The 24464-nt window shown below is 38.7% G+C and carries 19 protein-coding genes; 3 read left to right on the top strand and 16 right to left on the bottom strand.

Annotated features, from left to right (window positions below; all coding sequences use genetic code 11):
- Positions 1-94 precede the first annotated feature (94 nt).
- From G504_RS0110550 to G504_RS0110475, 15 genes are all read right to left on the bottom strand, one after another.
- Positions 95-448: a hypothetical protein gene (locus G504_RS0110550; protein ID WP_026348510.1), complete on the bottom strand. Its 354-nt coding sequence runs from the start codon at positions 446-448 to the stop codon at positions 95-97.
- Position 449: 1 nt separating this feature from the next.
- Positions 450-2861: a penicillin acylase family protein gene (locus G504_RS0110545; protein ID WP_019670143.1), complete on the bottom strand. Its 2412-nt coding sequence runs from the start codon at positions 2859-2861 to the stop codon at positions 450-452.
- 80 nt (positions 2862-2941) lie between these two features.
- Complete coding sequence (locus G504_RS0110540; protein ID WP_157473246.1) at positions 2942-3706, bottom strand: DUF6090 family protein; 765 nt, start codon at positions 3704-3706, stop codon at positions 2942-2944.
- 106 nt (positions 3707-3812) lie between these two features.
- Positions 3813-4571 carry a DUF6090 family protein gene (locus G504_RS19990; protein WP_157473243.1) on the bottom strand — a complete coding sequence of 253 codons (759 nt, stop codon included), beginning with the start codon at positions 4569-4571 and terminating at the stop codon, positions 3813-3815.
- Positions 4572-5002: 431 nt separating this feature from the next.
- Entirely contained in the window at positions 5003-6583 is a 1581-nt protein-coding gene (locus tag G504_RS0110525; RefSeq protein ID WP_019670140.1) for a phytoene desaturase family protein, read from the bottom strand.
- Positions 6584-6676: 93 nt separating this feature from the next.
- A complete protein-coding gene (locus G504_RS0110520) occupies positions 6677-7657 on the bottom strand; it encodes a hypothetical protein (RefSeq protein ID WP_019670139.1) in 981 nt (326 codons plus the stop codon).
- A 75-nt stretch (positions 7658-7732) separates the two neighbouring features.
- Positions 7733-8665: a carbon-nitrogen hydrolase family protein gene (locus G504_RS0110515; protein ID WP_019670138.1), complete on the bottom strand. Its 933-nt coding sequence runs from the start codon at positions 8663-8665 to the stop codon at positions 7733-7735.
- Between the two features lie 38 nt (positions 8666-8703).
- A complete protein-coding gene (locus G504_RS0110510; RefSeq protein WP_019670137.1) occupies positions 8704-10431 on the bottom strand; it encodes a tetratricopeptide repeat protein in 1728 nt (575 codons plus the stop codon).
- Between the two features lie 104 nt (positions 10432-10535).
- The gene (locus G504_RS0110505) at positions 10536-10781 is read right to left on the bottom strand and encodes a hypothetical protein (RefSeq protein ID WP_019670136.1); all 246 of its coding nucleotides are present in this window, start codon (positions 10779-10781) and stop codon (positions 10536-10538) included.
- A 55-nt stretch (positions 10782-10836) separates the two neighbouring features.
- Positions 10837-11778 carry an aldo/keto reductase gene (locus G504_RS0110500; RefSeq protein ID WP_019670135.1) on the bottom strand — a complete coding sequence of 314 codons (942 nt, stop codon included), beginning with the start codon at positions 11776-11778 and terminating at the stop codon, positions 10837-10839.
- A 64-nt stretch (positions 11779-11842) separates the two neighbouring features.
- Complete coding sequence (locus G504_RS19230; RefSeq protein WP_019670134.1) at positions 11843-12775, bottom strand: TolB family protein; 933 nt, start codon at positions 12773-12775, stop codon at positions 11843-11845.
- Positions 12776-12900: 125 nt separating this feature from the next.
- Positions 12901-14427, bottom strand: a complete 1527-nt coding sequence (locus G504_RS0110490; protein WP_026348508.1) for a carbon-nitrogen hydrolase family protein — start codon at positions 14425-14427, stop codon at positions 12901-12903.
- Positions 14428-14504: 77 nt separating this feature from the next.
- Positions 14505-15101 carry a mobile mystery protein B gene (locus tag G504_RS0110485; protein ID WP_019670132.1) on the bottom strand — a complete coding sequence of 199 codons (597 nt, stop codon included), beginning with the start codon at positions 15099-15101 and terminating at the stop codon, positions 14505-14507.
- Entirely contained in the window at positions 15092-15553 is a 462-nt protein-coding gene (locus G504_RS0110480) for a mobile mystery protein A (RefSeq protein WP_019670131.1), read from the bottom strand. The genes G504_RS0110485 and G504_RS0110480 overlap by 10 nt, the downstream gene beginning before the upstream one ends.
- Before the next feature lie 326 nt (positions 15554-15879).
- A complete protein-coding gene (locus G504_RS0110475) occupies positions 15880-17463 on the bottom strand; it encodes an arylsulfatase (RefSeq protein ID WP_019670130.1) in 1584 nt (527 codons plus the stop codon).
- Positions 17464-17686: 223 nt separating this feature from the next.
- On the opposite strand from G504_RS0110475, the gene G504_RS0110470 reads away from it, so the two are divergent.
- A complete protein-coding gene (locus G504_RS0110470) occupies positions 17687-18751 on the top strand; it encodes a DUF3667 domain-containing protein (RefSeq protein WP_026348507.1) in 1065 nt (354 codons plus the stop codon).
- Positions 18752-18773: 22 nt separating this feature from the next.
- On the opposite strand, the gene G504_RS0110465 is transcribed toward G504_RS0110470, so the two are convergent.
- Positions 18774-21230, bottom strand: coding sequence for a M14 family zinc carboxypeptidase (locus tag G504_RS0110465; protein ID WP_026348506.1), 2457 nt, complete (start codon positions 21228-21230; stop codon positions 18774-18776).
- A gap of 205 nt (positions 21231-21435) precedes the next feature.
- Here G504_RS0110465 and bshC point away from each other — a divergent pair, with 205 nt between their 5' ends.
- Together bshC and G504_RS0110455 are read left to right on the top strand one after the other, a co-directional pair.
- A complete protein-coding gene (gene bshC, locus G504_RS0110460) occupies positions 21436-23037 on the top strand; it encodes a bacillithiol biosynthesis cysteine-adding enzyme BshC (protein WP_026348505.1) in 1602 nt (533 codons plus the stop codon).
- A gap of 55 nt (positions 23038-23092) precedes the next feature.
- Positions 23093-24463, top strand: a complete 1371-nt coding sequence (locus G504_RS0110455; protein ID WP_019670126.1) for a pyridoxal phosphate-dependent decarboxylase family protein — start codon at positions 23093-23095, stop codon at positions 24461-24463.
- Position 24464: the final 1 nt, after the last annotated feature.

The raw sequence follows: 24464 nt of genomic DNA, 5'->3' as shown, positions 1-24464 counted from the left end.
AGTTTACTAGTCATTTTGGCGGAAACATAATGAAATATATTATGAGTAGGCGTACTTTTTAAATACAATCCTGGCGATCAACACATTCAAATGATTACTTTTTCACCAGCGCCTGGCATTGTTTTCCAAAAATGCCGGCAATGCCCCCGGCAAAACCTCCTACAATCCCGGTTACCAATATTAATAAGTATGGGTTACCATCCAGGGGCAATAGGATTGCTATTTTTTTGGCTAATGTAAACTCATTACCGTTTGCCAGTGCAAAAGCATAGCCTGTCCAAAACAAGAAAACTGCCAAAAAAGGAATTAGAAATACCTTCAGTCCTTTTAAAGAAAAAAGGATTGCCGAAACAAATGCCGCTAACATTACAGACCACCAGGGCAGGAAAACAGAAAATATGAAGGCCAAAAACAATGTGACGATAAAATTGAGAATGTTGGTGTTCATGTTAATCAGATATTAAGGTTTGCGTACCGATTATGCCATCCTCATTGCTATCGGTTTGCATGAAGTTTAACGTACGATACTTGCCAGCGGCCCAGTCGTCTATGAAATTATCGTAATACCTACTGCCCGGATTGCCCGATTGTCCTCCGGGATATATTCCTAATGCGGTAGGAGGGGAGCTCATCTCCACAATCATCCGCCAGGAAGCGCCGTGATTTTTTTTAGTTGCATTCACAATATTTCTACCCCCGCCAATAGGTAGGTTAAACCTCGAAAATGCAGGTAACCCCTGCAGTAAATGACCTACATAAGTAGCTTTGTAAGCATTCCAGTTATAGGTACCGTTTTGTGCTTTCCAGTCCATTAAAGATTTCGCGGCTTTTTTAAAACTGATTAAAAATAAATCGCCGGCAGTCTCGGTTTCCGGGGTTTCTATGATATCCATAAAGGCATCGTTACCTTTTGTTTTTAGCAAATGTATGGTCTGGTAGTCATAAGGGGTCTTTAATGCCACATCATCCACCTTGTATTCATCCCACAGCAAACTGTGGAGTGCGCTCCACCAGGCACTCCAAATACTTGGCCCAAGTTCGTCTATATCGTTGTAAAAGTTCCATGATTTAATTTCGTTGAAAATTTGCAGCTCTTCTTTAGTTAGAGAAGATGTGTTCATGGTGTTGAAAATGTGCGGCAGGAGTTCTGCTGCTTTGAGATTGTAATTATTATTTTGTAAATCCCTGAAATCCTGAATATTGAAAGTGTCCTTTGAATTAAAAAAGTCATTAATTACCCGGTTTCTATAGGTTTCATAACCATCATTAAATACATAAAACGGATAGGATTCATCAACAGGATGCTGATTGGCTGAACTAACAAAACCACGCTCCGGATTTTTGGTATGTGCATTAAATTGTTGTGGAATAAAACTTTGCCAGTCGTGCCCTGGATTGCTGCCATCCATTAAATATTTTCCCTGGCCTTTCCATTTATTTGGTAGTTGACCCTGAATCCATATAGCGATATCACCTTCTGTTGAGGCAAAGACAAAGTTCTGAGCGGGGGCTGTATAATGTTTGAGGGCATTTACGTAATCATCATAATTTTTTCCTTTGTTGAGCTCTAAAAATGTTCTTGCATTGTTGCCCCCAATATGACCAGACCATTTCATGGCATACCCTGCAAGTTCATTGTCACCCATAAAATTTTTATCGTAGGTAACCGGGCCATGATGGGTGTACCTTACGGAATCCACAAAAGTTGCATTACCTTTTATTTTAATTTCTTCCACTCGCAGGTTTGCAGTTCTCCATGCACCATCATATTTGTATTGTTTGCGTGTGTTATCTTTAAATTCAATCTTGTACCAATCCTGTACATCTCTTGTGGCATTAGTTTCTCCCCAGGCAATGTGCTTGTTAAATCCTGAAATTATGCCCAAAGCTCCGGGCAATGTCGCCCCGAAAGTATTGTGGGTTGGGGTACTCAATTGCATGACAAACCATATGGAAGGCAGGTTGAGGCCTAAATGCGGGTCGTTTGCGAGGATGGGATTTCCAGAATAGGATTTTTGTCCGGAAATGGCCCAGTTGTTACTGCCATTGTCCGGATGGGGCTTTTCGATAGTTTTTGAAATAGTGTCGAGCGGTAATTCACTTGCCGGAGTTTCCGTCAAGGGTACGTCAATATAACTCCAGTCAGTGTTCTTAGGAATAATAGGATCTATGACGTCGTAAAAATCGGGATACAATAAATCAAAACGTTCTTTGCCAAACATTCGAAGGGCATTGGTGTACTCTAAATCATTATCAGAACCTGCCAGATCTTTGGTCATGTACATCAATAGCAGAGCTGTTTTTTTAGCGGTCCAGGGCTCCGGCTTATAATCGAGCAGTTTGTATTCAACGGGGATGTCTTTTGGCTGTAATTGGCTGATGTAACTATTCACACCTTCTGCGTAAGCCTCTAAGTAAGCCATGGTTTCCGGATCTTCTTTGATCTTTTCAATCGTTTTTTCTGCACCAAATCCCATTCCTTGTCTGCGTTGTCGTCGGTCATGGTTCAGAGCTGCTTCACCAATAAATTCCGATAAACGACCTGCTGCAGCCATGGTTTGAAACTCCATTTGCCATAGTCTGTGCTTGGCCGTAATATATCCCTGCGCCCTGTACAAATCATTTTCATTCTCAGCAAAAATGTGTGGAATTAGTTGTTCGTCGTAATGAACGGTTACCTTGTCTTTGAGCCCATCAATTGAAACAATTCCGGTAATTGATTCGTCTTTTTCATTTTGCCAGATGCCGGTGGCCGGATTTAAAAATTTACCGATTGGCGGAACGGAACCAAATTTGGTATTGAGACCATAAAAGATAATTGCTGTTAGAAGAAGGGAAATTGTAAATTTTAAGTATTTCATAAATGCCGGTAATTATGATGCTGAAATTACTAAATAAAGTGCTCTCATTTTTCTATGTTTTACAATATGTTGTTTGCCTATTACTTCAATTCTTCATCAATGAGCTTTAAAACGGCTTCACACCTGCTAATTAATTCAAGATAATAGGTATTGCTTGCCTTTTGATTGAATGCCGTTGCCGAAATTGCTCTGACAAAAATTTTAAACCCCGGATCTTCTTTATTATTCAAAAAAGAATAATCATTTTCATTCAGCATTTCTTGTGTTGTAAAAATATCAGCAACGCTCCTGTTAAATTTGATAAAATCTGTTTCATTGGTCTCGTTGGTCGCAACGTTTACCATCCATGCACCTATTGCGGATAACAACGCCCTTTTTTGGTCGTATTCGCTATAAAGATCAACTATTTCCTCTTTCAATTCCGGGTTCTTAATCAGTCCTAATGCGCCTGAACTTATCATACCTTTATAGGTATTGTCATTTGGAGAAAAAACCTGATCCAGAGCTTTGTCATAAATGGCACTCATATATTGAGCTTCCTCTATACTGTCCACGCCATCATATAATGTAACTAGCAACTGTTTAATATCTTCCCGTAAATGATTATTGTTATGGATGATCCGCCTGAAGTTAATGGTGTCCTGGACTAAATCGCGATGAATTCGGAACAAATAATCCTCACCTGCTCTCCGGTCATTATTTTCCTGGTTCCAGTTGTTGACACTCAGGGCAATCAAAATTCCAAGAACCACGAGCACAATTTCTCCAATGGCGTAAAGTAGATACTTGCTGAACCTGTTTTCTGTGAGAAGTTGTTGTCTGATATGTCTGAAGAATTTTATCATGTTTTGTGGTTTGGCTATTTGAATCATAACCATCCGTGTGGTTATAGGTTCAGAAAGATTAGAAAGAGAGTCTTAACATATACCTAGCGTTTATGTTATTTTTTAATTAATCCAGACTATCCAATTGTTTTAAAAAAGTGATTGTTTGCTTTTTCACATTTTCAATTTCATTGACAAAGGAATAATGTGCAAAACCTTTGATATCCGTAAGACTAATAAAACCCGATGCCATTTTCCTTTCATTTATATCGGTCCAGATTGAATTGAAAATTTTTGAATTCTGATGCCCGGATACTGGATAATCATCTGAAAACCTTGATATTTTACTGGAATATACATTAGAATACCATTCCGAATTTTCTCTTTCAATATCCTGCAATGATATCAAGGCCATAAGCATATCATTAAATTCTTTTGAGAATAAATCAATATTACCCGATGCTATTAATGTGTTAAAGGTATTTCTGTTATACTTAAACCGAGTATTTAGTTCAGGCTCAAATTCATCCCTTGCTATTTTAATAAGAGTGTCTATTGGTGTTTCCAGGCCTAAAAACCTTTTTTGTTGCATGCGCAAAGCGTCCATAACCCGGTAATTTTCTGTGATCAATTTTCCCAGCATCAAAGTATCTTTTGACAGGTCATTTATCAAAGAGACTTTATAGGAATCCTTTAATTTTTCCTTTTTTCGATGCTCATTCCAATTATTGATTTGCAGTGCTATAAGAATTCCGAGAACCACAAGAATTATTTCCCCAATTGCATATTTCAAATACTTTCCTGTTTTTGAGCCTGCGGTAGCTCTGGCAGAGGTTGGGTTTTCTTCCATAAGGTCGTATCTGATTCGTCTAAAAAACTTAATCATGTTTCAAGTTTCAATTTTTTTTACAAGTGACTGTCTCACCCAAATATCCGCAGGGCATTTGATTTTACAAAGTAAAATTAAGTTTCGAGAACTAAAGAATTTTATCATTGGTCAATTGGTCAATGGTTGGTCATAGTTTCTGTTCCGAAGCTTTTCAGCCCTCGTAGCCATGCCACTTGGCCCTTGGTTATTATTCTGATCGGCATTGTCCTGTAAGCTTGTTCTGCCCATAAAAATACTATTTTGTAAGAAACGATCATCTTCCTAACCGACAATGCGGAATGGATTATGATCGATAATGAAACCCTTCACTCTTCAAATCTCTTATACTTTTTAAGTGTTTCAATTTTTAAGACATTGGGCGTGGAAACCCAGGATTCTTTGATTCCTTCCCAATCTTCATGAGTGCTGTGAACGGTGATTTAGTCTGGTTAAACCTTTTTCAGAACATTTTTACCGGTAATGGCCATGGTAGTCAAAACCCCTGAAAACAAAGCTCCTCCTATTCCTGCCGTTACAATATCCTGACCTGTAAGATAAAAGTTTTTGATTGGTGTCCTGGGAATTAAAAAAGCTTGCCTGAACCTGGAGGGACTGTGATCCAAACCGTAAATTTCTCCCTTTTTATAATTAACAAAATGCTTAGTACTAAGCGGGGTAGAAAGTTCATAACAATTCACTTTTCCTTTAACCTGAGGAAGTTGTTTGTATAGTTCCTTCAATAACCTTCGAGCAAGCTCCTCTTTTATTGCTTCATATTCCTTTCCCCTTTTTTTCCATGGGGTATCAGACCATTTTTCAAATATTTCGTAAGGGATCAGTGTAATGATATCAATAGTGCTTTTCCCGGGGTACCGATTAGACCAGTCAGGATCTTTGGCAGAGGGGAATGATATATAAACGACCGGAAATGGTTGTGTCAAATCCTTTAAATATCGTTCAACACACCTATCATGATCGCCTTCGGGCGGATAAACCCAATAATTTGTTTTTGGAAGTTGAAGTTCTTCCGGGGAGCCCTCCAAGCCAACATAAAGGCTTGCATGTGCCACTGATGGGTTTACTCTTTGTAGTTGTTCTTTAAGCTGATGCTTTTTAACTGATTCAGAAGGCAGTAATTTGGTATAGGTGGTCATTATACCTGCATTGCTAACGATGTTTTTGGCCTTAATTATTTTTCCATCTGTCATCCGAACCCCAATAGCCCTATTATTTTCAATGAGTACTTCTGCTACTTCTGCGTTAATAAGTATTGTCCCGCCGGAAGCAGCTATTATCGGGGCAACTTTTTTTACGATCTGCGAAGAACCGCCAACCGGGAAACTCCCACCATCAAAATAATGCCTTACAACTGTAGCGTGCATGTAAAAACTACTTTGTTTGGGAGGCAATCCGTAGTCCCCGTATTGACCGCAAAGTACTTTTATCAAAGTTTCATTGGTAGTCAGGGAACGCAGTACCTCATCGGTTGTTTGATCCGCCATTTTGTAAAACGGTGTTTTAAGGAACCTTCCGATCAGGGTGTTTAGAAAGGGAGGAATAGCCTTACTGATGAAATAGTTCCTGCTTGCTTTTACAGTCTTAAAGACTAAATCCACATAAGTGTTTATGGCGTGCTCTTCTTCCGGGAAATAGGAAATCATTTGTTTCTTAAAGTTTTTGACCCCTTTCACAAAGTCAAAGTGCTTTTCGCCAATGACAATCCGGTCATATACTTCTCCCATATCGGCCCACTTCAATTCACCATTGGTAATATAATCAAACAGTTTACGCATCATACTGTTTTTCCGTTGTACTTCCCCAATATAGTGGATACCCACATCCCATTCATAGCCTTTGCGTTTAAATACATGGGTGAAACCACCTGCTGTATAATGCCTTTCCAATACCAGAACCTTATGGCCCTGCTTAGAAAGGATTGCTGCCGTTGAAAGACCACCCATTCCAGAGCCAATTATAATTGTATCATAAGCTTCCTCTAATTGTGGTTGCTGTTTATAGGATTGAATCATGTTATTAGTTTTTTCATAAAATACAAAATTGAATAACCTTAACGAAAAAATGGCATGCTTACCAATGGGTTATAATACTTGTTAGAAGCTGTTTTAGTTTTGTTCAATACTAATTTTGCCCTTAACCCAATCCGGCAGGTAGAAATTCATACCTGTACTTTTTTCTGTTTCAACTAATTTATTCCTTAGTCCAATAGTTCTTAAACCAATCTTTTGCCTTAATTCATCGGTTTCAGATAAGGTTGATTTCTCAGGAGGGTTTAAAAACCCATATCCCGTTTCTGACCGATCAGATGAAGTTGCCTTTAGCCAGTCATCAATCAATGCAAACTCATAGGGAGACATCTCTCCGACCTTAATAGCCTGAATTAACCGGGGCCTTACATACTCGTAAATTGTGTCGTTTTTGGAATATTCCTGAGATATTGAATTATGGTGACTGATTATAGTTGCCATCCAGAAATCATTTCCGATAAGTTTTTCTCCCGGATACCCTTTATTTTGCAGCATCGTAATGAGTTTCGCCATCTGAATTTCACTATGCGGAGCAAATTTATTTGTTGCATATTTTTCCTGTGCTTTGTCACCTATTTTGAATAAGGCACCAAGGGCTTTTCTTTGATCTTTATTGAACATGGAATGTACACTGTCTCTTGCAGGCAGGTCAATTCTGGTTACATACAAATGGTGAAGACTGTCATACTCTTTTTTTATGGTCTTCCATTCAGGACCAATTTGAAATTGTCTTAAAAATTTATTCTTTTTTAACGCTTTTAATTCCAACCCGGCAGCTATGCATTTTTTTATATAGGAAAAGGCCTTTTGTTTTTCATTTAAGTAGAATGATAGCTGTGCTGCAACCAGACAATCTCTTAAAAAGACAAAATCATAGAAGTTAAAAACTTCCTCATATATGGTTATGGCTTCATGGAATTTTTCATCACCAATAAGGCTTTCTGCTTCCGCAATTTTACTGTGATAGTTTAGATAGTCCCAATTAGTATTTGCATTCAGAGTCAATGAAGCGAATATGGAAATGAAGAAAAACAAAAAAGCAAATCGATTTAATTTCATGATTTCAATACTAGGTGGATATAGTCAACCCAAACTGTAAGGTAACAAGGGTGTTATAATGTCCTTTAAACACTACTAAAGCTGGTTTTTATTTAATGCCGAATTTACATTAAATGAGAAAACATCGGGTCTTGAATAGTGTCCGACAGCATCAAACATTCGCTTCGATTTTATGATTTGCTGAAAGTCGATTTCTGCATATAATATTCCTTCTTCCGCCTCCAGTGGTCCTGCCAAAATCTGACCGTTTGGAGCAATTATAGCGCTATTGCCGGTATTTATCCATTTTCTCCCTTCCGGATATAGTTTTTTAAACTCATATTCATCCGGGATATCATCTATTTTTATAGCCATACAGGTGCTTATTACGAATAAACCACCTTCTCTTGCTATATGCTGCATAGACTGGAGCCAGTTTGGACTTTTATCCCAGGTAGGGGCTGCTAAAATTTGAGCCCCGGATTCATAGATGGCATTCCTGGCCAGTGGCATATAGTTTTCCCAGCAAATCAACCCTGCAATTTTTCCTGCTGAAGTATCGTATGAACATAAAGTACTGCCATCTCCCTGTCCCCATATTAATCGCTCACCACCGGTGGGGATTAACTTCCTGTGTTTTCCCAGAATTTCACCCTTGTGACCTATAAAGAGCAGGCTATTAAATAAACTTGAGTTGCTGGATTCTGTATTTCGCTCATGCATGCCTATTACAACATTAGTTTTAGCCTTTTTCGCGGCTTCACAGAGTTTACTGGTGGCATTATCCGGGACAGAAACAGCACTTTCCACAAGTTTGAGGTAAAGTTCATTTAATTCAGCTCCTTTACTGTTCGGAATAAGCCAGACCCAATCCGGGTATCCCGAGATAAAAGCCTCCGGGAAGACAACTAAATCAGCGCCATTTTTTCCGGCCTCAGATATGGCAGCACATGCTTTTTCAACAGTTTCTTCTTTGTTCAGGAATATTGGAGATAATTGGGCGGAGGCTACCTTTATAGTTTTATTCATTTATGTCATTTTTAATCGGCTTAAGTGTTTGCCATAGCTTATTTGAACTTCATTTTCTTGCGTAGTTCAATAAAACGGGGATTTTTTAAGAGATCGTCTGTGTAAAAAACATCAATATTTAATAAATAGGTGCCTGTTTCCTTTTCCTCAATACATCTTTCTGCCCAATCCAGGGCTGTTTCCACTTCACCATTGGTGTTATAGACACTGAATACCGCAAATGGATCTTCATAGTTATTTTCATTGACATGCTCAAAAAACTGTTTCGTTAATTCAGCCGTTTTAGAATTATTATTGCAATTACCATAAATATAAATTAGTGCAGATTCTATTAATTCGGATCCCCAGCCACTTAATAATTCCTTTGCTTTAGAAGCATCTGTCTGGGCCTGGTCACATTTGTTTTGATACAATCGGGCATAACCTCTCTTTACATAGCCCCAAATCCAATTTGGATGGAGGGAAAGAGCTTCTGAAAAGGCATCTTCTGATTCTTTAAAATTACCGGCAATTAGTTGTACCCATCCAAGATTATGAAGACTTGAAATAGAAATTGGATCCAGCGCAATAGCTTTTTTTGCCATGACTATAGACTCCTCGTATTTTTTCATTGCTGCCAGGAAAGCAGAATATCTGATAAAGGCATTGGCATTATAGGGGTTTAGCTCTATTGATTTTTTATAGGACGCTTCGGCTCCGTCCCAATCAAAATTACCATAAAACCTGATGGCTCCGTCCACATAATAGGCTTCTGCAGAATTAGGGTTAAATGCCAATGCTGTTTGTACAGCAAGCCGGGCTTCATTGAATATTTCATCCCTTTGAGCTGTAGAAAAAATAGCCTGGATTATCTTTTCATTGGCTATGGCAACATAAGCAGCCGCAAAGTTGGGGTCTATTTCTATGGCCTTTCTGAAATGCTCCAGGGCTTTTTCCGATTCATCGGCTGTAGAGCCATAACTTAATACCCTTCCCTTCATAAAATGGGATTGTGCTTCAGGATAGGCACTTGCTTCATTATCACTGGTCTGCAAGTTAGTTTTTACAGAACCCGGTAAGCTATTAAGGAGCGAACTGACCATATATTGCTCTAATTCAATAACATCGTTATTATCATAAAATATTTTATCGCCCCATATTTGAATGCCATCTTCAGCATTTATAAGTTCACAGCTAATAACCAATTGATCGTTCAATTTTTCAATTCTTCCTGTGAGCAGGAGGTCAGCCCCCAATTTTTGCTTTACTCCCGGAGCATTTCTTTCAGACGGTTCCAGAATAAATGTTGAATTCCTTGATAAAACCTGCAAGTTTGTTGTTTTGGAAAGCCGGTTGATAAGATTTTCCGGGATACCTTCTGTGAGATATGTTAATGATGAATCCGGGGCATTATTTTCAAAGGGTAAAATGGCCAGTTTATTGGATGCATCCCTATTTATTGCAGTTAATGTATAATCTATGTCCGGGGTTTTTGCCCAGAAATAAGCACCGGATAGCAATGTTACGGCTATAATAATTCCATAAGTTACCCTTTCTTTTATTGAAAAATCCTGAGCTCCTTTTTCGCCATGGTTCCAGTTCCACAGAACGGAAATTATAAAGCCACCAATCAGAAGAATTAAAGATAAGGTTAATGATTTGGGATTGAGATCGTATTTGGTAATGAAAAAGTCTACCGCCTGAAGTATGACAAAGGCTGCCGCAGGATATGCCACAAAAGACTTCCATATCTGACGTTTCTTAATATTTAAAAGCGGATTTTTCACTAACCTGATTATTCAAAACTTGTTTTGCAGTTAAATGTAGGGAAACTTCTTTACCTTAACCAAAAAGCCCAATGAATAATAGTCTTTGTGGTTCTTTTACTTTTTCATTCACTATATAAATATTTTGCTGCGGCAACTCCTGTTTTTATATGGTAGTGTCTGACATTTGTTATGATTTCCAATTGCCAATTAAATTCCAGCCCCATTCCCTCGGCAATATTCTTAGATTTAGTAAAAAAATATTTACCTCTTTCCAATCGATGCAAATCTTGCTTATCTACCGAGGGTGAATGCAATAGAAGACAGCCTTTTTCATTTTCATTATCCAGTTCACCAATAAAGAGAACCAATTTTTTTTAAATGATGCTAATAATTCTTTTCATACGTTTATTTTGAACTTAATTATTACCAGGGCAGGTTTAAGTGTTTAACTTCAGACTGGTAAAAATATTCAAGTTTTTCTATATGATTCCGTGAAACAGAAATATCTGTACTTTTGACATTGCTTATTAGCTGTTCTATATTTACGTTACCAGGAATAACTGTGGAAACAGCATCATAAGCCAAACAAAATGCTATTGCTATATGGGCCAGGTTTTCTTCTGTTCCAATAATGGGCTTAATTTTAGTCACCAGCTTAGCTCTGGTTTCAATATCTTCTTTAGACCATCGGCTTCGAATATCATTAAACCTGCTTTCGGCATTATATTTCCCGGTTAACCAGCCGGAATCCAGCGGAATTTTTACAATAATACCAACATCCTTATTTTGTGCTTCTTCAAATCCGCGCAGGGTATCCTGATGAAAGATATTAAAAAAAGCCTCAATCACTTTTGAATTTGTAGTATCCATCAACAACTTCATATCGTCATACGTATCCAAAGAAGCACCGTATGCCTTTATTTTTCCTTCGACAATTAACTTATCGAGTATCTCGTAATGGTCATTTTTATTTCCATCAAAATATTCAGAAGGTGGGTTGTGAATAATGAGTGAGTCAACATAATTTAATTGAAGTCTTTTTAAACTGCCTTCCAAAGATTCTTTAATATAATCAGAACTAAAGTTTATGGTACCTGTATGGGTGTGGCCAAATTTTGTATTAATTACTATTTTACTTCTGTCTCTGCCTTTAAGAGCCTTGCCCAATCTTTCCTCACTGGTGCCATGTCCATAATTTGGAGCCGTATCAAAAAAATTGATACCCAAATCCAAAGATTTATGTACAAGTTTAAGTGCTTCATTTTCCGTTATACTTTTCCATCCGGAGTTATGTCCTAATTGCCAGGCTCCAAGACCAATTTCAGATATATTTATTGAGCCTTTTATGTATTTTTTGTATTTCATTATGTGGAAAATACATTATTTGAAAGGTTTTGAATACTTATTGCGCTATTACTTATAAAACTTGTTAGTCGCTGATTATGTTCTCTATACGTTCTTTTATTGGTCTAAAATCTATCCAATAAATATCTCCACTATCCTCCCCACCTCTATGAAAAAACAAATACTTTCCATCGGGTGATACACTGGGACACATTTCGGTTAGTTCTGTATTTACTTCAGTGCCTAAATTAATCGCTTTTGTCCAGGTGCCGTTTTTATTGAAACTGATGTACAAATCATTTTCTCCATATCCTGAAGAACTTTCACCGTCATAAATGATATAGCTCTCATCTGGTGAAATATAGGGATGGGCGATATATTTTCCAGAGAAGTTTATTTCATTTCCCATTCTATCAATACTTTTATACGCACCTTGTTCATTGATTGAGTTATATATGACCCAGTCTTCGGGTTTGTCGCCTTTCTCTCCGGTAGTGAAGTATAAATTTCCATTCACTGAAGACGTTAAATACATTATAACAGACCTGTCCACAAATGGTTTTTCCAGGGGTTTTGGTTTTCCCCAACCACTTACATTTTTTTTACAATACCATTGGTGTAATCCTGAAGGCAAGATAGTGTCGTTAAGTGGTCTGGTGCTTCCAAAATAAAGTCGTTTTCCTTCGGGGTCGATATGAGGTTCAAAATCCCATCCTTTATCTGCTTTGAAGAAAGCTGATTCCGGAATAGACCATTTTCCATCCACTAATTGCATAGAATAAATTTCATTGTCCTCGTCCGGTTTTCTCCGTGTAAAATAAAGTTCATCCATTTCAGGACTGAAAGTAATGGCAAATTCAAAATTGTCTGTGGAAATAATACCCTGTCCAAAAACCAGGGCAGTATTTGTAGGGATTTGTTCGCCGAGTAATGTAAGATTTGCCTTTTCACTGTCCTGACAAGAAGTAATAAAGGCTGGCAGGAAAGTCAAAATGGGCAGGTATTTTTTAAATTTCATATTAAAATAGGATTGTATTGATTTCACGTATATGGGAATAGAAATTAACGGTTTAGTATAAGCGCTTGTTTTCTTCGATCACCGAAGCTTTGGGGATGGAGATAATGCCGCTTATAAATTGTTGGTTACCTTTTTTTTAGTTCAAACAAGTCTTTTCTTCTGTCTTTTAAGTTCCTTACACTACCAAACTGATGAAGCTCTCTCAAAAGGTCGATGTCTAAATCAGCAATTAATATCATTTCCGTATTTGGTGTGGCTTCCGCCTTTATTCCGTTCGTTGGAAAGGCAAAATCACAGGGAGTGAAAACCATGGACTGTGCATATTGAATGTCCATATTATGAACATTTGGCAAATTGCCTACACTTCCCGCAATGGCAACATAACATTCGTTTTCAATTGCCCTTGCCTGTGCACAGTTTCGTACTCTTGAATAGCCATTTTGGGTATCCGTAAGAAAAGGGACAAATAGGATATCCATTCCCTGGTCGGCAAGTAACCTGCTTAATTCGGGAAACTCTGAATCATAGCATATAAGCACACCTATCTTTCCACAATCGGTATCGAAAACTTTTAGTTGTTCTCCTCCTTGAAGCCCCCATACTTTGGCTTCATCTGGAGTTACATGTAATTTTTCATATCTTTCAACCGTGCCATCTCTTTTACATAGGTATCCTACATTATAGAGTTTACCTTTTCTAATTTCGGGCATACTGCCAGCGACAATATTTATATTATATGAAATAGAGAAGTTTGAAAACTTCTGAACAATCTCTTTGGTATGTTTGGCCAATTCTCTTATCGCTTCTGACTCACTCAGATGGTTGTCTTTCGCCATTAATGGCGCATTGAAAAACTCGGGGAATAAGGCAAAGTCAGATCGATAACCGGCAACAGCGTCAATGAAGTATTCTGCTTGTTGCAACAACGTCTTAATATTTTGGTACGGTCTCATTTGCCATTGAATCAATCCCAACCGAACAACTTTTTTCTTTATCGCGGCCTTTTTTATTGGCTTTTCATAGTATATGTTGTCCCATTCCAACAAGACTGCAAACTCCTTTGAAGATGAATCACCTTCCAAATACCCTTTAAGAATTCTGGCAGGATGAAAATCATTTGACATTTGAAAATTTAAGACCGGGTCGTGAATCTCTTTAAGTCTTACTTTTTCAATATATTCCTTTGGACTCAGTTTGTCGGAATACTTATGATAATTAGGAATTCGACCACCAAAAGCAATACCCCTCAGGTTCATTTTCTCACAAAGGTCTTTCCGGTAATCATATAGTCGTCTTCCAAGTCTCAGCCCTCTGAATTCAGGCTGTATAAACACATCTATACCATATAAAACATCGCCATCCGGATTATGCGAGTCAAACGAATAATCTGAAGTTATTTCCCGATAAGTATGGTTGTTGTCAAATTTGTCATAATCAACAATTATGGACAATGCGCAACCCGCTATTTGACCATTTACTTTTATTACCACCTGACCTTCAGGAAATTTATCGAGCAAACTCATAATATGATTTTCCTTCCAGTAGGCTTCCGGCATTGAAGCGTATGATGCCTGCATGGCATCTTTTATCTCCAGATAATCTTCAATCTGGAGGTATAGCAATTCAACCTTATCTATTTCGCTTAGTTTCATTTTTCCTTTTTTATTATTATGCCCAACAGTTACGCACATTAGCTGTATCTATGTGATTTCTCGTATACGTCGTTGGTTTAGTTTTTTGCAAATTCTATTAGAGGCTCAATGTTTCCATTGTCAGCTTCCTTCAAAGCGTTTATATACTCTTTCCTTGTTTTATCTGTTTTGACCATATTTGATCGATGCCAGGTAAACACCTCTTTGTCAAATATAGACTCTATAATAATATCGGCCATCATTCTGGAATGCCTTCCGTTTCCATTAGGAAAACAATGAATTGATACTAGTCGATGTTTGAATCTAATTGCAATTTCTTCAGGTGGATAAGTTTTATTCGCAATCCAATATTTTGTGTCGTCTAACAAGTTCTTTAATTCTATTCCAATGAGTGGCCAAGAAATGCCGATATTTTTCTCGGACCTCCTAAATTCCCCAGCCCATTTCCAAACATCCCCATACATTCTCTTGTGTAAGTCTTTTACAAATTTTTCAGTCAATATTTTGTTAGCCTTCAAATTTGCATGTATGGTCCATTCGACTGCTTTTTCAATGTTCAATTGCTCAAATTCATCTAGCTCTCCGTGAGTTGTAATTGTCTTAATTTTAAGACCTTTCTTTTCATCCTCATCTAATGGGGTTTGGCCTTCTCCATATTTTAGTTCTAGTCCCATATAGACTTTCTTACCTCTCGTTTAATTTCATTTGTGAGGTCTTTAATTGTTTTATCTAATTTTTCATCTCCGATTCCCTGATCCTCTAGTTTCATATTTTGATTCGTCCTCAAAACTATTTTTCGAGCTAATTTTTCTGATTTTTTGCTAATTAATTTTTCAATGGAACCATCGTTTGGGACAAATCCATATACAAATTTCATATCCAATGCTTGGGCAACATCTTTCAATTTGTTTATTGTTATTTGACCTGAAGCCTCTCGTTCTTCAATCTTTTGAATAGCCCCTTTGGTCATTTCAAGTTTGGTCCCCAATTGGTCCCTTGTCATATTAATGGTAGTCCGAATAGTGTTTATCCATCCTTTTGTTGGGACCAGGACCATTGCTGAATCTTGAAATTTTTCTAATTTTTGGTCCAGTTGTTCTATTTGAAGTTGTTTTTTGTTTCTCATCTTTCTAAAATATACATATATGTATTTCTAAACTCATTAAAAGTATACAAATATATATAAAAAATAAATAATAAGAATACTTATGTGTATTCTTTAAAATATAAAGCATACAAATATGTATGGTATTGAAAAGTAAAAAATAGGCGGTCAAAATTAAAGCCAAAGGTCTCGGCTATGCGTAGTTGCGTGTCCCGATAGTTATCGGGATTCAGAAGCCTGTCCTGAGCGCAGTCGAAGGATAGGCGATAACAAGCAATTACTTATAGCCATCCTAAGTTTGTAATATCTTTATTTTCTGATGTTATTTCAACTCTTGTTGAATCCATTTACAGACCAATGTTCTTTGGTGGATACTTTTTAAATGTTGCCGCATGCGTTTTCAACTGTGCACCTAGAGAAGCTAGCCATGCGTTTCTGCGGTGTCCTACGGGCATTTCTTCTTTTGGGTCTATATATAAATTGAACAGCCAAGGTGCCAAGCCAACATCCTGAATTGTTGCATAGTCAATCCACATATGTGGTGCTTGCGGGACAATGACTTTAATATGTTCCTTATACTCTCGCATCCGAATCCCCATCAGTTCAGTACCCCACCAAAAATAGACCGATTCACGATTCCCCTTTCCATTGTCATGAATTAGGAAACTTGATTGATCAATAAAATCATAATATCTATCGTCAGGTAGTAAGTCTTGAGATATACCTGCAAGGCGAAGGCTAGTGCCAAATAGATCCATTAAATCAAAAACATCATCGCTTACTCTACCGGGATTTATCATTCCTTTCCAATAGGCAATACCCGGTACGCGAACACCACCTTCAAATGTTGTTCCTTTAGCACCTCTAAATGGAGTATATCCACCATCTGGCCAGGCATCCATTTGCGGGCCGTTGTCTGAGGTGACGAAAATAAAGGTGTTTTCTAATTCGCCTGAATCTTCCAATGCTTTTACAATGCGACCAATATGCATATCTACCTCAACAACAGCATTTTTATAGGGATACTTGGCGGCACTAAGTCCGGGATAATCAGGGTTGTCAAAGTTATCGGCATGCACTTTCATAAAGCAGTGCTCAATAAAGAAGGGCTTGTTGGAACCAGATAATTCCTTAATTTTAGAAATGGTAAAATCAGCCAATTTATGGTCAGCACCTCCCATGTCTTCCAAGCTTTTAATTTCCTCCAGTTCGTTGGTTGTACCGTCTTTAAATCCATGAGTCAGGTGATTTGCCGGGCGAATGGTTTCAAATGCTTTCATGAGTTCTTCATTGAATACCAAGTCAGGGAATCGTCTTGGGTCAATGCCTTGTGTAATCTCTTTTTGGGCTGGATAATAACCGTAGTATTCATCAAAACCTACATCGTGAGGGCGCATACCTTTACCTTCGCCCACATGCCATTTTCCTGTGAGCAGGGTATAATAGCCATTGTCGCTAAGTAGCTTGGGTAAGCTTACTTCATCAGCCCAAGGATTCTGAGATATTTTATCGCCCGCAAGTATGGGACGCGTTAATCCGGTGCGTACTGGCAGCCTACCTGTTAAAATGGCTGACCGAGTTGGAGTACAGGTTTGTTGAGAATAACAGGAGGTCAATCTTAAACCTCCATTAGCCAGTTTATCCATTTCTGGTGTTGCAGCGCCAATAGCAGCGCCACCTCCATAAGCGCCTGGTTCTCCATACCCCAAATCATCAATAATGATCCAAACAATGTTTGGTTTCTTACCTGTCTTTTTCTCTAGGTCAGATAGTTTTTGGGTTACTTCTGCATCTTGTTGCGCGTGAGGAATTAAGGCTTCAAAGTTCTCTTTCGTCTTAATCGCCCGATTAAAACTTTGGGCGTTTGATTCAAAGTATCCCAAAACCAGAAAGAGTCCGATTAGGATTAAATGAAAGGCTTCTTTTTTCATATTAATTCATTTTTGTATTTAATCCTGCATGAAACACAACTGGTTGTATGTGCACTAATATACCGTATTATCACAAAAATTTGCCGAATAAGTATACCTTTTTTGGGATAAAAGCAGATCGTGAGACAACTAACAAGATCAAGTTTGGAAAAATTCATTTCTGCTCCCCGGAATTTAATTTGAAGTATCAATGCTTTTTGTATTTTTATTCAAAGTTAAATTTATGCCAACCTCTGAAGAGCAAACCATACAGCAATGTAAAAATTGCGAAGAAACCTTTGATGCCTCCTTTGAGTATTGCCCTTACTGTGGGCAGGAAACTGCAGATAACCTTACTATTGGGGTACTCTTTAGCAATACTATAGATAATTATATATCTATCGATGCCAGATTCTTCAGGAGTTTTGGGACCCTTATGACCAAACCAGGCGTGCTGGCCCGGAGGTTTGTAGATGGGAAACGACTAAAATACCTGCACCCGGCGCAGTTTTACCTCTTTATCTCGGTTATATTCTTCTTTATCTTTTCTTTTACCATCCGAAAGGCAGATAGCGAAGTTTCCGAAGTAATCAAAAAAGGAATGGAACAGGAGATCAATCTGGATTCTATTCCTGTAAAACAGGATTCATTGGCGCTTGCCGAAGCTAAAAAAGTCCTGAAAAGAAGTCAGAAAACTATAGGTTTAACAGATAAAGAAATTAGGGAAATAGATTCTGTAATGGCTTCAGAGCCAGAGGTGGTTAGCGTAGATTTTGGTTTTAAGCGCGATAGGTTAGACTCCCTTATCGCTGTAGGGGCCCCGATAGAAGAAAAAATAAAGGCAATGGGAATGAAAGAAGATGCGGATGCAGTTACCCAAAGGTTCTACACCCAAATGCTTAAGTTTTATGAGCAGCGGGGTGGGGGTATCTTACAGACGTTATATGATACTATTCCTGTGGCAATGTTTCTTCTTTTGCCACTTTTTGCCGTGCTTCTGAAAATTTTTTACTGGAAACCGGCCGTTTTTGCTCACCATCTCGTATTCAGCTTTTATTTCTTCACTTTTATATTTACAACCTTTTGTACCATTCTCCTCGTGAACAAAGTGTGGGAGGTGCCCATTGGGCTGGAAGTGCTCATTTGCTTCTCTTTTGTCATCTACCTTATGATTGCCCTGCGAAATTTTTATAAGAGTTCCTGGGTGGGTGCTTTTTTTAAAGCCGGTATCATCTCTTTCCTGTATATGCTCATTATTGTGCCTGTGGCTGCAATTGGGATTGTAACGGTGGCCTTTATGCTTTACTGAACATAAGTAAGGTGTGATAAGATTATTTGGCCATAAAGATAGCGTTCACAAAAAAAAGTTTTCCATTTTCCCAGAACCCCCTGAATAATGGGTTGTCCACCATATAAACAATTTGCCCTTTACCATGTTCTTCAACACCAAATACGAGGCTTTTACCCATTTTTTTCTGAGCTTCAGAACCTGCAAACCCGGCAACCGGTATGGTGTCTTTTGAAATATAGGCCACAGTGCCATTTTCGAGATAGTCATAGCTGTCAATTCCTATTTTAAGGCTAAAATAGGTGTCTTTATATCCAAATGCCATTGGATGTGAAGAGTCTACCCTTGCTTTAAAAATGGCACCTGTAATGTCATTTTTCATTTTCTCCCGCTCCAGATTTTCATGTGGTACCATTGTGGCAATTTCTAAACTATCCTTTTCCTTCTCCTTTGCGGTGATTTTGAACCCCCCTTCACCGCCCAAAAAAGCGATGGATTCACCCATGGAAATAAGTCTTCCGCCCTGATTTACCCATTCTTTCAAACGTTTGAGCATACTACTATCCAAAAACTTATCATATCCATTACCCCCCGGTAGAACTAATACATCATATTTTGTTAGATCTACTTCAGCAATATAACTGGCGTCTAAAACGGCAAGCGGATAATGTAATTGTTGCTCAAAGAAGTGCCATATCTCCCCGAAGCGCAGCGTGGAGGTTGGCATACCAGACAACACGGCCACCTTTGCAGCCGGGATCATTTTTACATACTTAGAACCTAAATCCTTGCCATCTTCTACAAAACCGCTGCTCACAGCAGTAAGTGATTTTTGATATTTATTTGCTGCCTCGATCAGTATAGCAGACAAATTTGTTATTCTTTCATTATCCACTTTGGTAATGATCAGACTTCCTCTTTCATAGCGGTTACCTTCGAGCGTAAATGGTTTTTGAGCCTGCCTGACCTTGATATTTTTTTGGTACAATTCAGCTAAAAACCTGGCATCATCCATTCCGTTCCAATCTGTAAGGATAGCGTAGGCATCAGAAATGGAATTCTCTTTTATTGCAGTTGATTCTGCTTTAGCCATTCCGTTGACCAAATTCTCAGAAGCAATAGCTTTTAATCCATATGCATAGGGCAGGGACCAGGCCGTTATATCATAGGTAAGCGAATCACTTAATCTTGCATTGGGTTCAAATAGCACTTTTACCAGGGTTCCCCTTGTCTGATTGGTCGAAATAATAAGGCTCTCAGAGTTGGTCTTCAGGCTCCCGTACCTGCCCGTTTTATAGTTAAAACCTTTTACCATATCTCCGGTTCCGTATGAAAAGGTTATCTGGTGCTGGTCCAGGAGTTTGGTAAGTGCTTTTAAATGATCTTGTTCCCCGTTGAGAACAAAACTCTTGTATTTATAATTTTTCGGTAAATAAAATCTTTTAAATTCCTCATTTAATTTGGGCACATTCTTAGAAGCAACTTCCACAGTGGATAATCCGGTACTAAGATGATGAGCAATCCTGTCTTTCAGGGTTAGTGTATCGCCATTGGCTGTAAGGACCCCAAGACCGGCCCGGCCACTGCCTCCCTGCTCATAAGTCATCCCAATAGCCCCGCTATATGTAGGGTAAGTGTCGCCATAACTGGGATAAAACAAATCAAAACGCTCCTTGGTATTGTATAGCCAACCGTTAGTGTCAAAATATTTCGCATGGTTCTTGCCAATTGTAACCTGAAAATCGCGCTGAAAATCTGTAATAACTTCGTGAAAAGGCTCCGCCGAAGGCGCAAAAAAATAGGGGCTATCTATACCTTGTTCATGGAAATCCACATGGATATGAGGCAGCCATTTATTATAAAGTTTTATCCTCTGCCGGCTTTCCAGCTGGGTAAGCCATGCCCAATCCCGATTGAGATCGAACATATAATGGTTGCTGCGTCCGCTCCACCATCCTTCGTGGTGTTCCTTGCTGTTTGGATCAGCCTGAAGGGCGGAATTTTTATATTGATTATACCAGTTCACATATCGCTCTCTTCCATCGGGATTAATACAAGGGTCTATAATTACTATGGTATTTTCCAGATAAACCTGTTTGTTGCTTAATAATTCATATATGGTTTGCATGGATGCCTCGGTACTCACGCTCTCGTTACCATGAACGTTGTAGCTGAGCCATACTATAGATTTCGAAGATGCGCCTGCTCCATTTGTACTTTTTAGATGTTCCTTTCGGATTTCCTCCAGATTCTGCATATTTTCCGCTGAAGAAACATAGGCCAGAAGCAGGGACCTGCCTTCGTTGGTTTTTCCATATTCAATGAGCCGTACACGGTCTTTAGCACCATCAGAAAGATATTGGTAGTAGTCTACAACCTGGTGGTGAAATGTGAATCTGGTTCCAAGTTCATAGCCAAGGAATTCAGAAGGCGATTTTATTTCCTGGGCATTAAAATTGCAGGTAATAAGTAGAAAGAGCATGGGTAAAATTCGCTTCATTAACCAGATTTTGATTTCGGACGCTAAAGCTAAGGATTATTCGGGAAACGCCATTTTAAGTTCGGTGTTTTTCGCCTGGGGGTCGCCAAGGTGCAAGCCGTTAAAGGAATTGCTTGTCATTTCTATGTTCTTAATACATCTTAACGTATTTTTGGGAAGAGTAAAACCCGAGAATTTTATCTTTGATCGGATTTTAGAAGTTTCTATGGAAGTAGCCAGTATACCATTTAAAAAAACCGGATATTTTTCTGCACTTATTTCCGACTATCTGGACGAAAACAAGAAGCTGAAATCCTTTTACCATAAGTTTCCGAAAATTGAAGATTTCAAGGAACAAATAGACGAAAAGTCGGGGACCTTCTCACCAGCCAGCAGGAAAATACTAAAGAGGGCACTTCAGGAGCAATATAGGGGTGTAAAGGCAACAAAGGCTACTTTAACTAATATTTCAACTTTCGAAAACACAGATACATTTACCGTTGTTACGGGGCATCAGCTCAATATATTTACTGGTCCGCTGTATTTTTTATACAAAATAATTACTACAATAAATCTTACAAAAACATTAAAGAATAGTTATCCGGAAAAAAATTTTGTGCCGGTATACTGGATGGCTACTGAAGACCATGATTTTGATGAGATAAATTATTTTAACCTGCACAGTAAAAAGATCCAGTGGAACCGTGAAGCCAGCGGGGCAGTTGGCAGATTAAGTACTGAAGGACTTGAAGCTGTCTATGATACATTTTCCAAAGAACTGGGGCATACAACCAATGCCAAAGGCTTAATTAGTCTGTTTAAAAATGCTTATCTGGAACATAAATCCTTAGCCGCAGCAACCAGGTACCTGGCCAACGAACTTTTTGGGACTTATGGCCTGGTGATTGTGGATGGCGATGATAGTGAATTAAAAAAACTGCTGATACCATATATTGAGAAGGATATCTTTTCAAACCTGACTTATCAAAAAGTAAACGAGACTATTGCTGCCCTGGAATCTGTTTCACCTGTATACAAAATCCAGGTAAACCCCAGGGAGATAAATTATTTTTACCTAAAGGATGATCTGCGTGAAAGGCTGCTGGAGAAAGAAGGAGTATTTCATGTAAATAATACGGAGATTACATTTTCTAAAGATGAATTGCTTCAGGAAATTAAAGAATATCCGGAAAGATTTTCACCAAATGTAGTCACCAGGCCACTATATCAGGAAGTAATACTGCCCAACCTCTGTTATATTGGAGGAGGCGGGGAATTAGCCTATTGGCTGGAGTTTAAATCATCTTTTGATGCAATGAAAGTGCCATTTCCAATTTTGCTTTTGCGCAATTCTGCCTTGTTGCTATCAGAAAAGGATAATAAAAAAATTCTAAATCTAGGCCTCCAACCAGCCGATCTGTTTTTAAAGCAAAATACGCTTATCAATAAGAGAATAAGGGAAATTTCCAATATTGATATAGATTTTTCTGAGCAAAAGAAACATCTTAAACTACAATTTGAGGCGTTGTATCGGTTAGCTGAAGAAACAGACAAGTCCTTCTTCGGTGCTGTAAAAGCTCAGGAAGTAAAGCAATTAAAGGGTCTGGATAAACTGGAAAAACGTTTATTGAAGGCTCAGAAAATAAAACTAAAAGATCAGGTCATCCGTATGACGGCCCTCCAGAATCATTTATTCCCAAATCAATCGCTTCAGGAACGATCCTTAAATTTTTCGGAACTCTACATGGAAATGGGTGAAAAGCTTGTTCCTTTTCTAATTAATGCTCTGAATCCCTTGCACCAGGAATTCCTTGTGTTAAAATACTAAGCCAATAAATGGCGTAGATTCCTTTTCCATAGTACTTTTACTAAAAACTATTCTCATGCATAATGTAGATATAGAATTGGTGGAAATGACCCTCGATGTCATGAAATATGCAATTCACAGAATAACAAATGAATCACCAGAGCTGGGTGCGCCTCGTAAAGAAGAGGAATTAAAGAGTGAAGTAGGGGAGACAATAACCCCTTTGGGCATAGGCGGAGAAAAAGCCTTTCATCTTTTTCGAGATGTATTGGTTAAAGCAACCGTTCCAATAGATCACCCCAGGCATTTGGCCTTTGTTCCTGCGGCACCTACCAGGGCGGCGGTTATGTTTGACCTGGTGACTTCTGCATCCAGCATACACGGGGCTTATTGGATGGAAGGAGCGGGGGGTATTTTCTGTGAAAATGAAGCAATGAAATGGCTTGTATCTCTAACCGGCATGCCGGAAGGTGCTTTTGGCGTTTTTACAAGTGGAGGTACTGCGGCTAACCTCTCTGCAATTGTTACAGCAAGGGAATATTGGAGGCAGAATAAGAAAAACAGGAATAAGAAAGGCTGTCTGATTACTTCGGTTGGGGCACATTCTTCCATAAAGGCCATGGCAAAAGTAATTGATGCCGATGTGCTGTTGGTGGAGACGGATGATCTGATGACGGCAGAAGCCTTGCAGGAAAAAATAGATTCACTTGATAAAAGTACCATGGAGCGGGTTTTTGCTGTAGTAGCGACCGGCGGTACAACCAATGCGGGTATTGTAGACGACCTTGAGGGAATTGCCGCCCTTTGTGAGAATCTTAATCTTTGGTTCCATGTAGATGCAGCCTATGGAGGAGGGGCCCTGGCGGCAGACTCTGTCAGGCATCTTTTTAAAGGAATTGAAAAAGCAGACAGCATTACCATTGATCCGCACAAATGGTTATTCTCGCCCTATGATTGCGGCGCTATTATTTACAAAAACCCTGAATTGGCGAAAACTGCACATTCTCAGGAGGGCTCGTATTTGGATATAATAAAAGACCCGGGTGCCCACGGATTTAACCCGTCGGATTACCAGATACAACTAACAAGGAGGTTACGGGGTTTACCTTTGTGGTATTCCCTTGCCACTCACGGGACAAATAAATATAAATGGGCAGTGGAGCGAGGTATTGAACTTGCCAATTTAGCAGGCGAATTAATCTCTTCAAGAGTTGAGGTAGAATTAATCAGACCGCCAAGCCTTTCCTGTGTACTTTTCAGACGTATAGGATGGTCTGAAGATGATTATAAAAACTGGACTTATACAAATCATCATAAGGGATTGGCCCTGGTGACCCCCAGCAAATGGAAAACAAAAGGTGGTTTTGAGACCGTGGCCCGTTTTTGTTTTATTAATCCGGATACAACGGAAGATGATATCAAGATCATCCTGGATACTATGAAATAGT

Origin of the sequence: Eudoraea adriatica DSM 19308 (genome assembly GCF_000382125.1) — a bacterium.
In the GTDB taxonomy this organism is placed as follows: Bacteria; Bacteroidota; Bacteroidia; order Flavobacteriales; family Flavobacteriaceae; genus Eudoraea; species Eudoraea adriatica.
Note: the sequence above shows the minus strand (reverse complement) of the source record. Positions and strands in the feature narration are given on the sequence as shown.

Bases quoted from the DNA above. Each gene is read 5' to 3' on its own strand.
- G504_RS0110550 (WP_026348510.1), bottom strand. From the start codon at position 448: ATGAACACCAACATTCTCAATTTTATCGTCACATTGTTTTTGGCCTTC.
- G504_RS0110545 (WP_019670143.1), bottom strand. From the start codon at position 2,861: ATGAAATACTTAAAATTTACAATTTCCCTTCTTCTAACAGCAATTATC.
- G504_RS0110540 (WP_157473246.1), bottom strand. From the start codon at position 3,706: ATGATAAAATTCTTCAGACATATCAGACAACAACTTCTCACAGAAAAC.
- G504_RS19990 (WP_157473243.1), bottom strand. From the start codon at position 4,571: ATGATTAAGTTTTTTAGACGAATCAGATACGACCTTATGGAAGAAAAC.
- G504_RS0110525 (WP_019670140.1), bottom strand. From the start codon at position 6,583: ATGATTCAATCCTATAAACAGCAACCACAATTAGAGGAAGCTTATGAT.
- G504_RS0110520 (WP_019670139.1), bottom strand. From the start codon at position 7,657: ATGAAATTAAATCGATTTGCTTTTTTGTTTTTCTTCATTTCCATATTC.
- G504_RS0110515 (WP_019670138.1), bottom strand. From the start codon at position 8,665: ATGAATAAAACTATAAAGGTAGCCTCCGCCCAATTATCTCCAATATTC.
- G504_RS0110500 (WP_019670135.1), bottom strand. From the start codon at position 11,778: ATGAAATACAAAAAATACATAAAAGGCTCAATAAATATATCTGAAATT.
- G504_RS19230 (WP_019670134.1), bottom strand. From the start codon at position 12,775: ATGAAATTTAAAAAATACCTGCCCATTTTGACTTTCCTGCCAGCCTTT.
- G504_RS0110490 (WP_026348508.1), bottom strand. From the start codon at position 14,427: ATGAAACTAAGCGAAATAGATAAGGTTGAATTGCTATACCTCCAGATT.
- G504_RS0110485 (WP_019670132.1), bottom strand. From the start codon at position 15,101: ATGGGACTAGAACTAAAATATGGAGAAGGCCAAACCCCATTAGATGAG.
- G504_RS0110480 (WP_019670131.1), bottom strand. From the start codon at position 15,553: ATGAGAAACAAAAAACAACTTCAAATAGAACAACTGGACCAAAAATTA.
- G504_RS0110475 (WP_019670130.1), bottom strand. From the start codon at position 17,463: ATGAAAAAAGAAGCCTTTCATTTAATCCTAATCGGACTCTTTCTGGTT.
- G504_RS0110470 (WP_026348507.1), top strand. From the start codon at position 17,687: ATGCCAACCTCTGAAGAGCAAACCATACAGCAATGTAAAAATTGCGAA.
- G504_RS0110465 (WP_026348506.1), bottom strand. From the start codon at position 21,230: ATGAAGCGAATTTTACCCATGCTCTTTCTACTTATTACCTGCAATTTT.
- bshC (WP_026348505.1), top strand. From the start codon at position 21,436: ATGGAAGTAGCCAGTATACCATTTAAAAAAACCGGATATTTTTCTGCA.
- G504_RS0110455 (WP_019670126.1), top strand. From the start codon at position 23,093: ATGCATAATGTAGATATAGAATTGGTGGAAATGACCCTCGATGTCATG.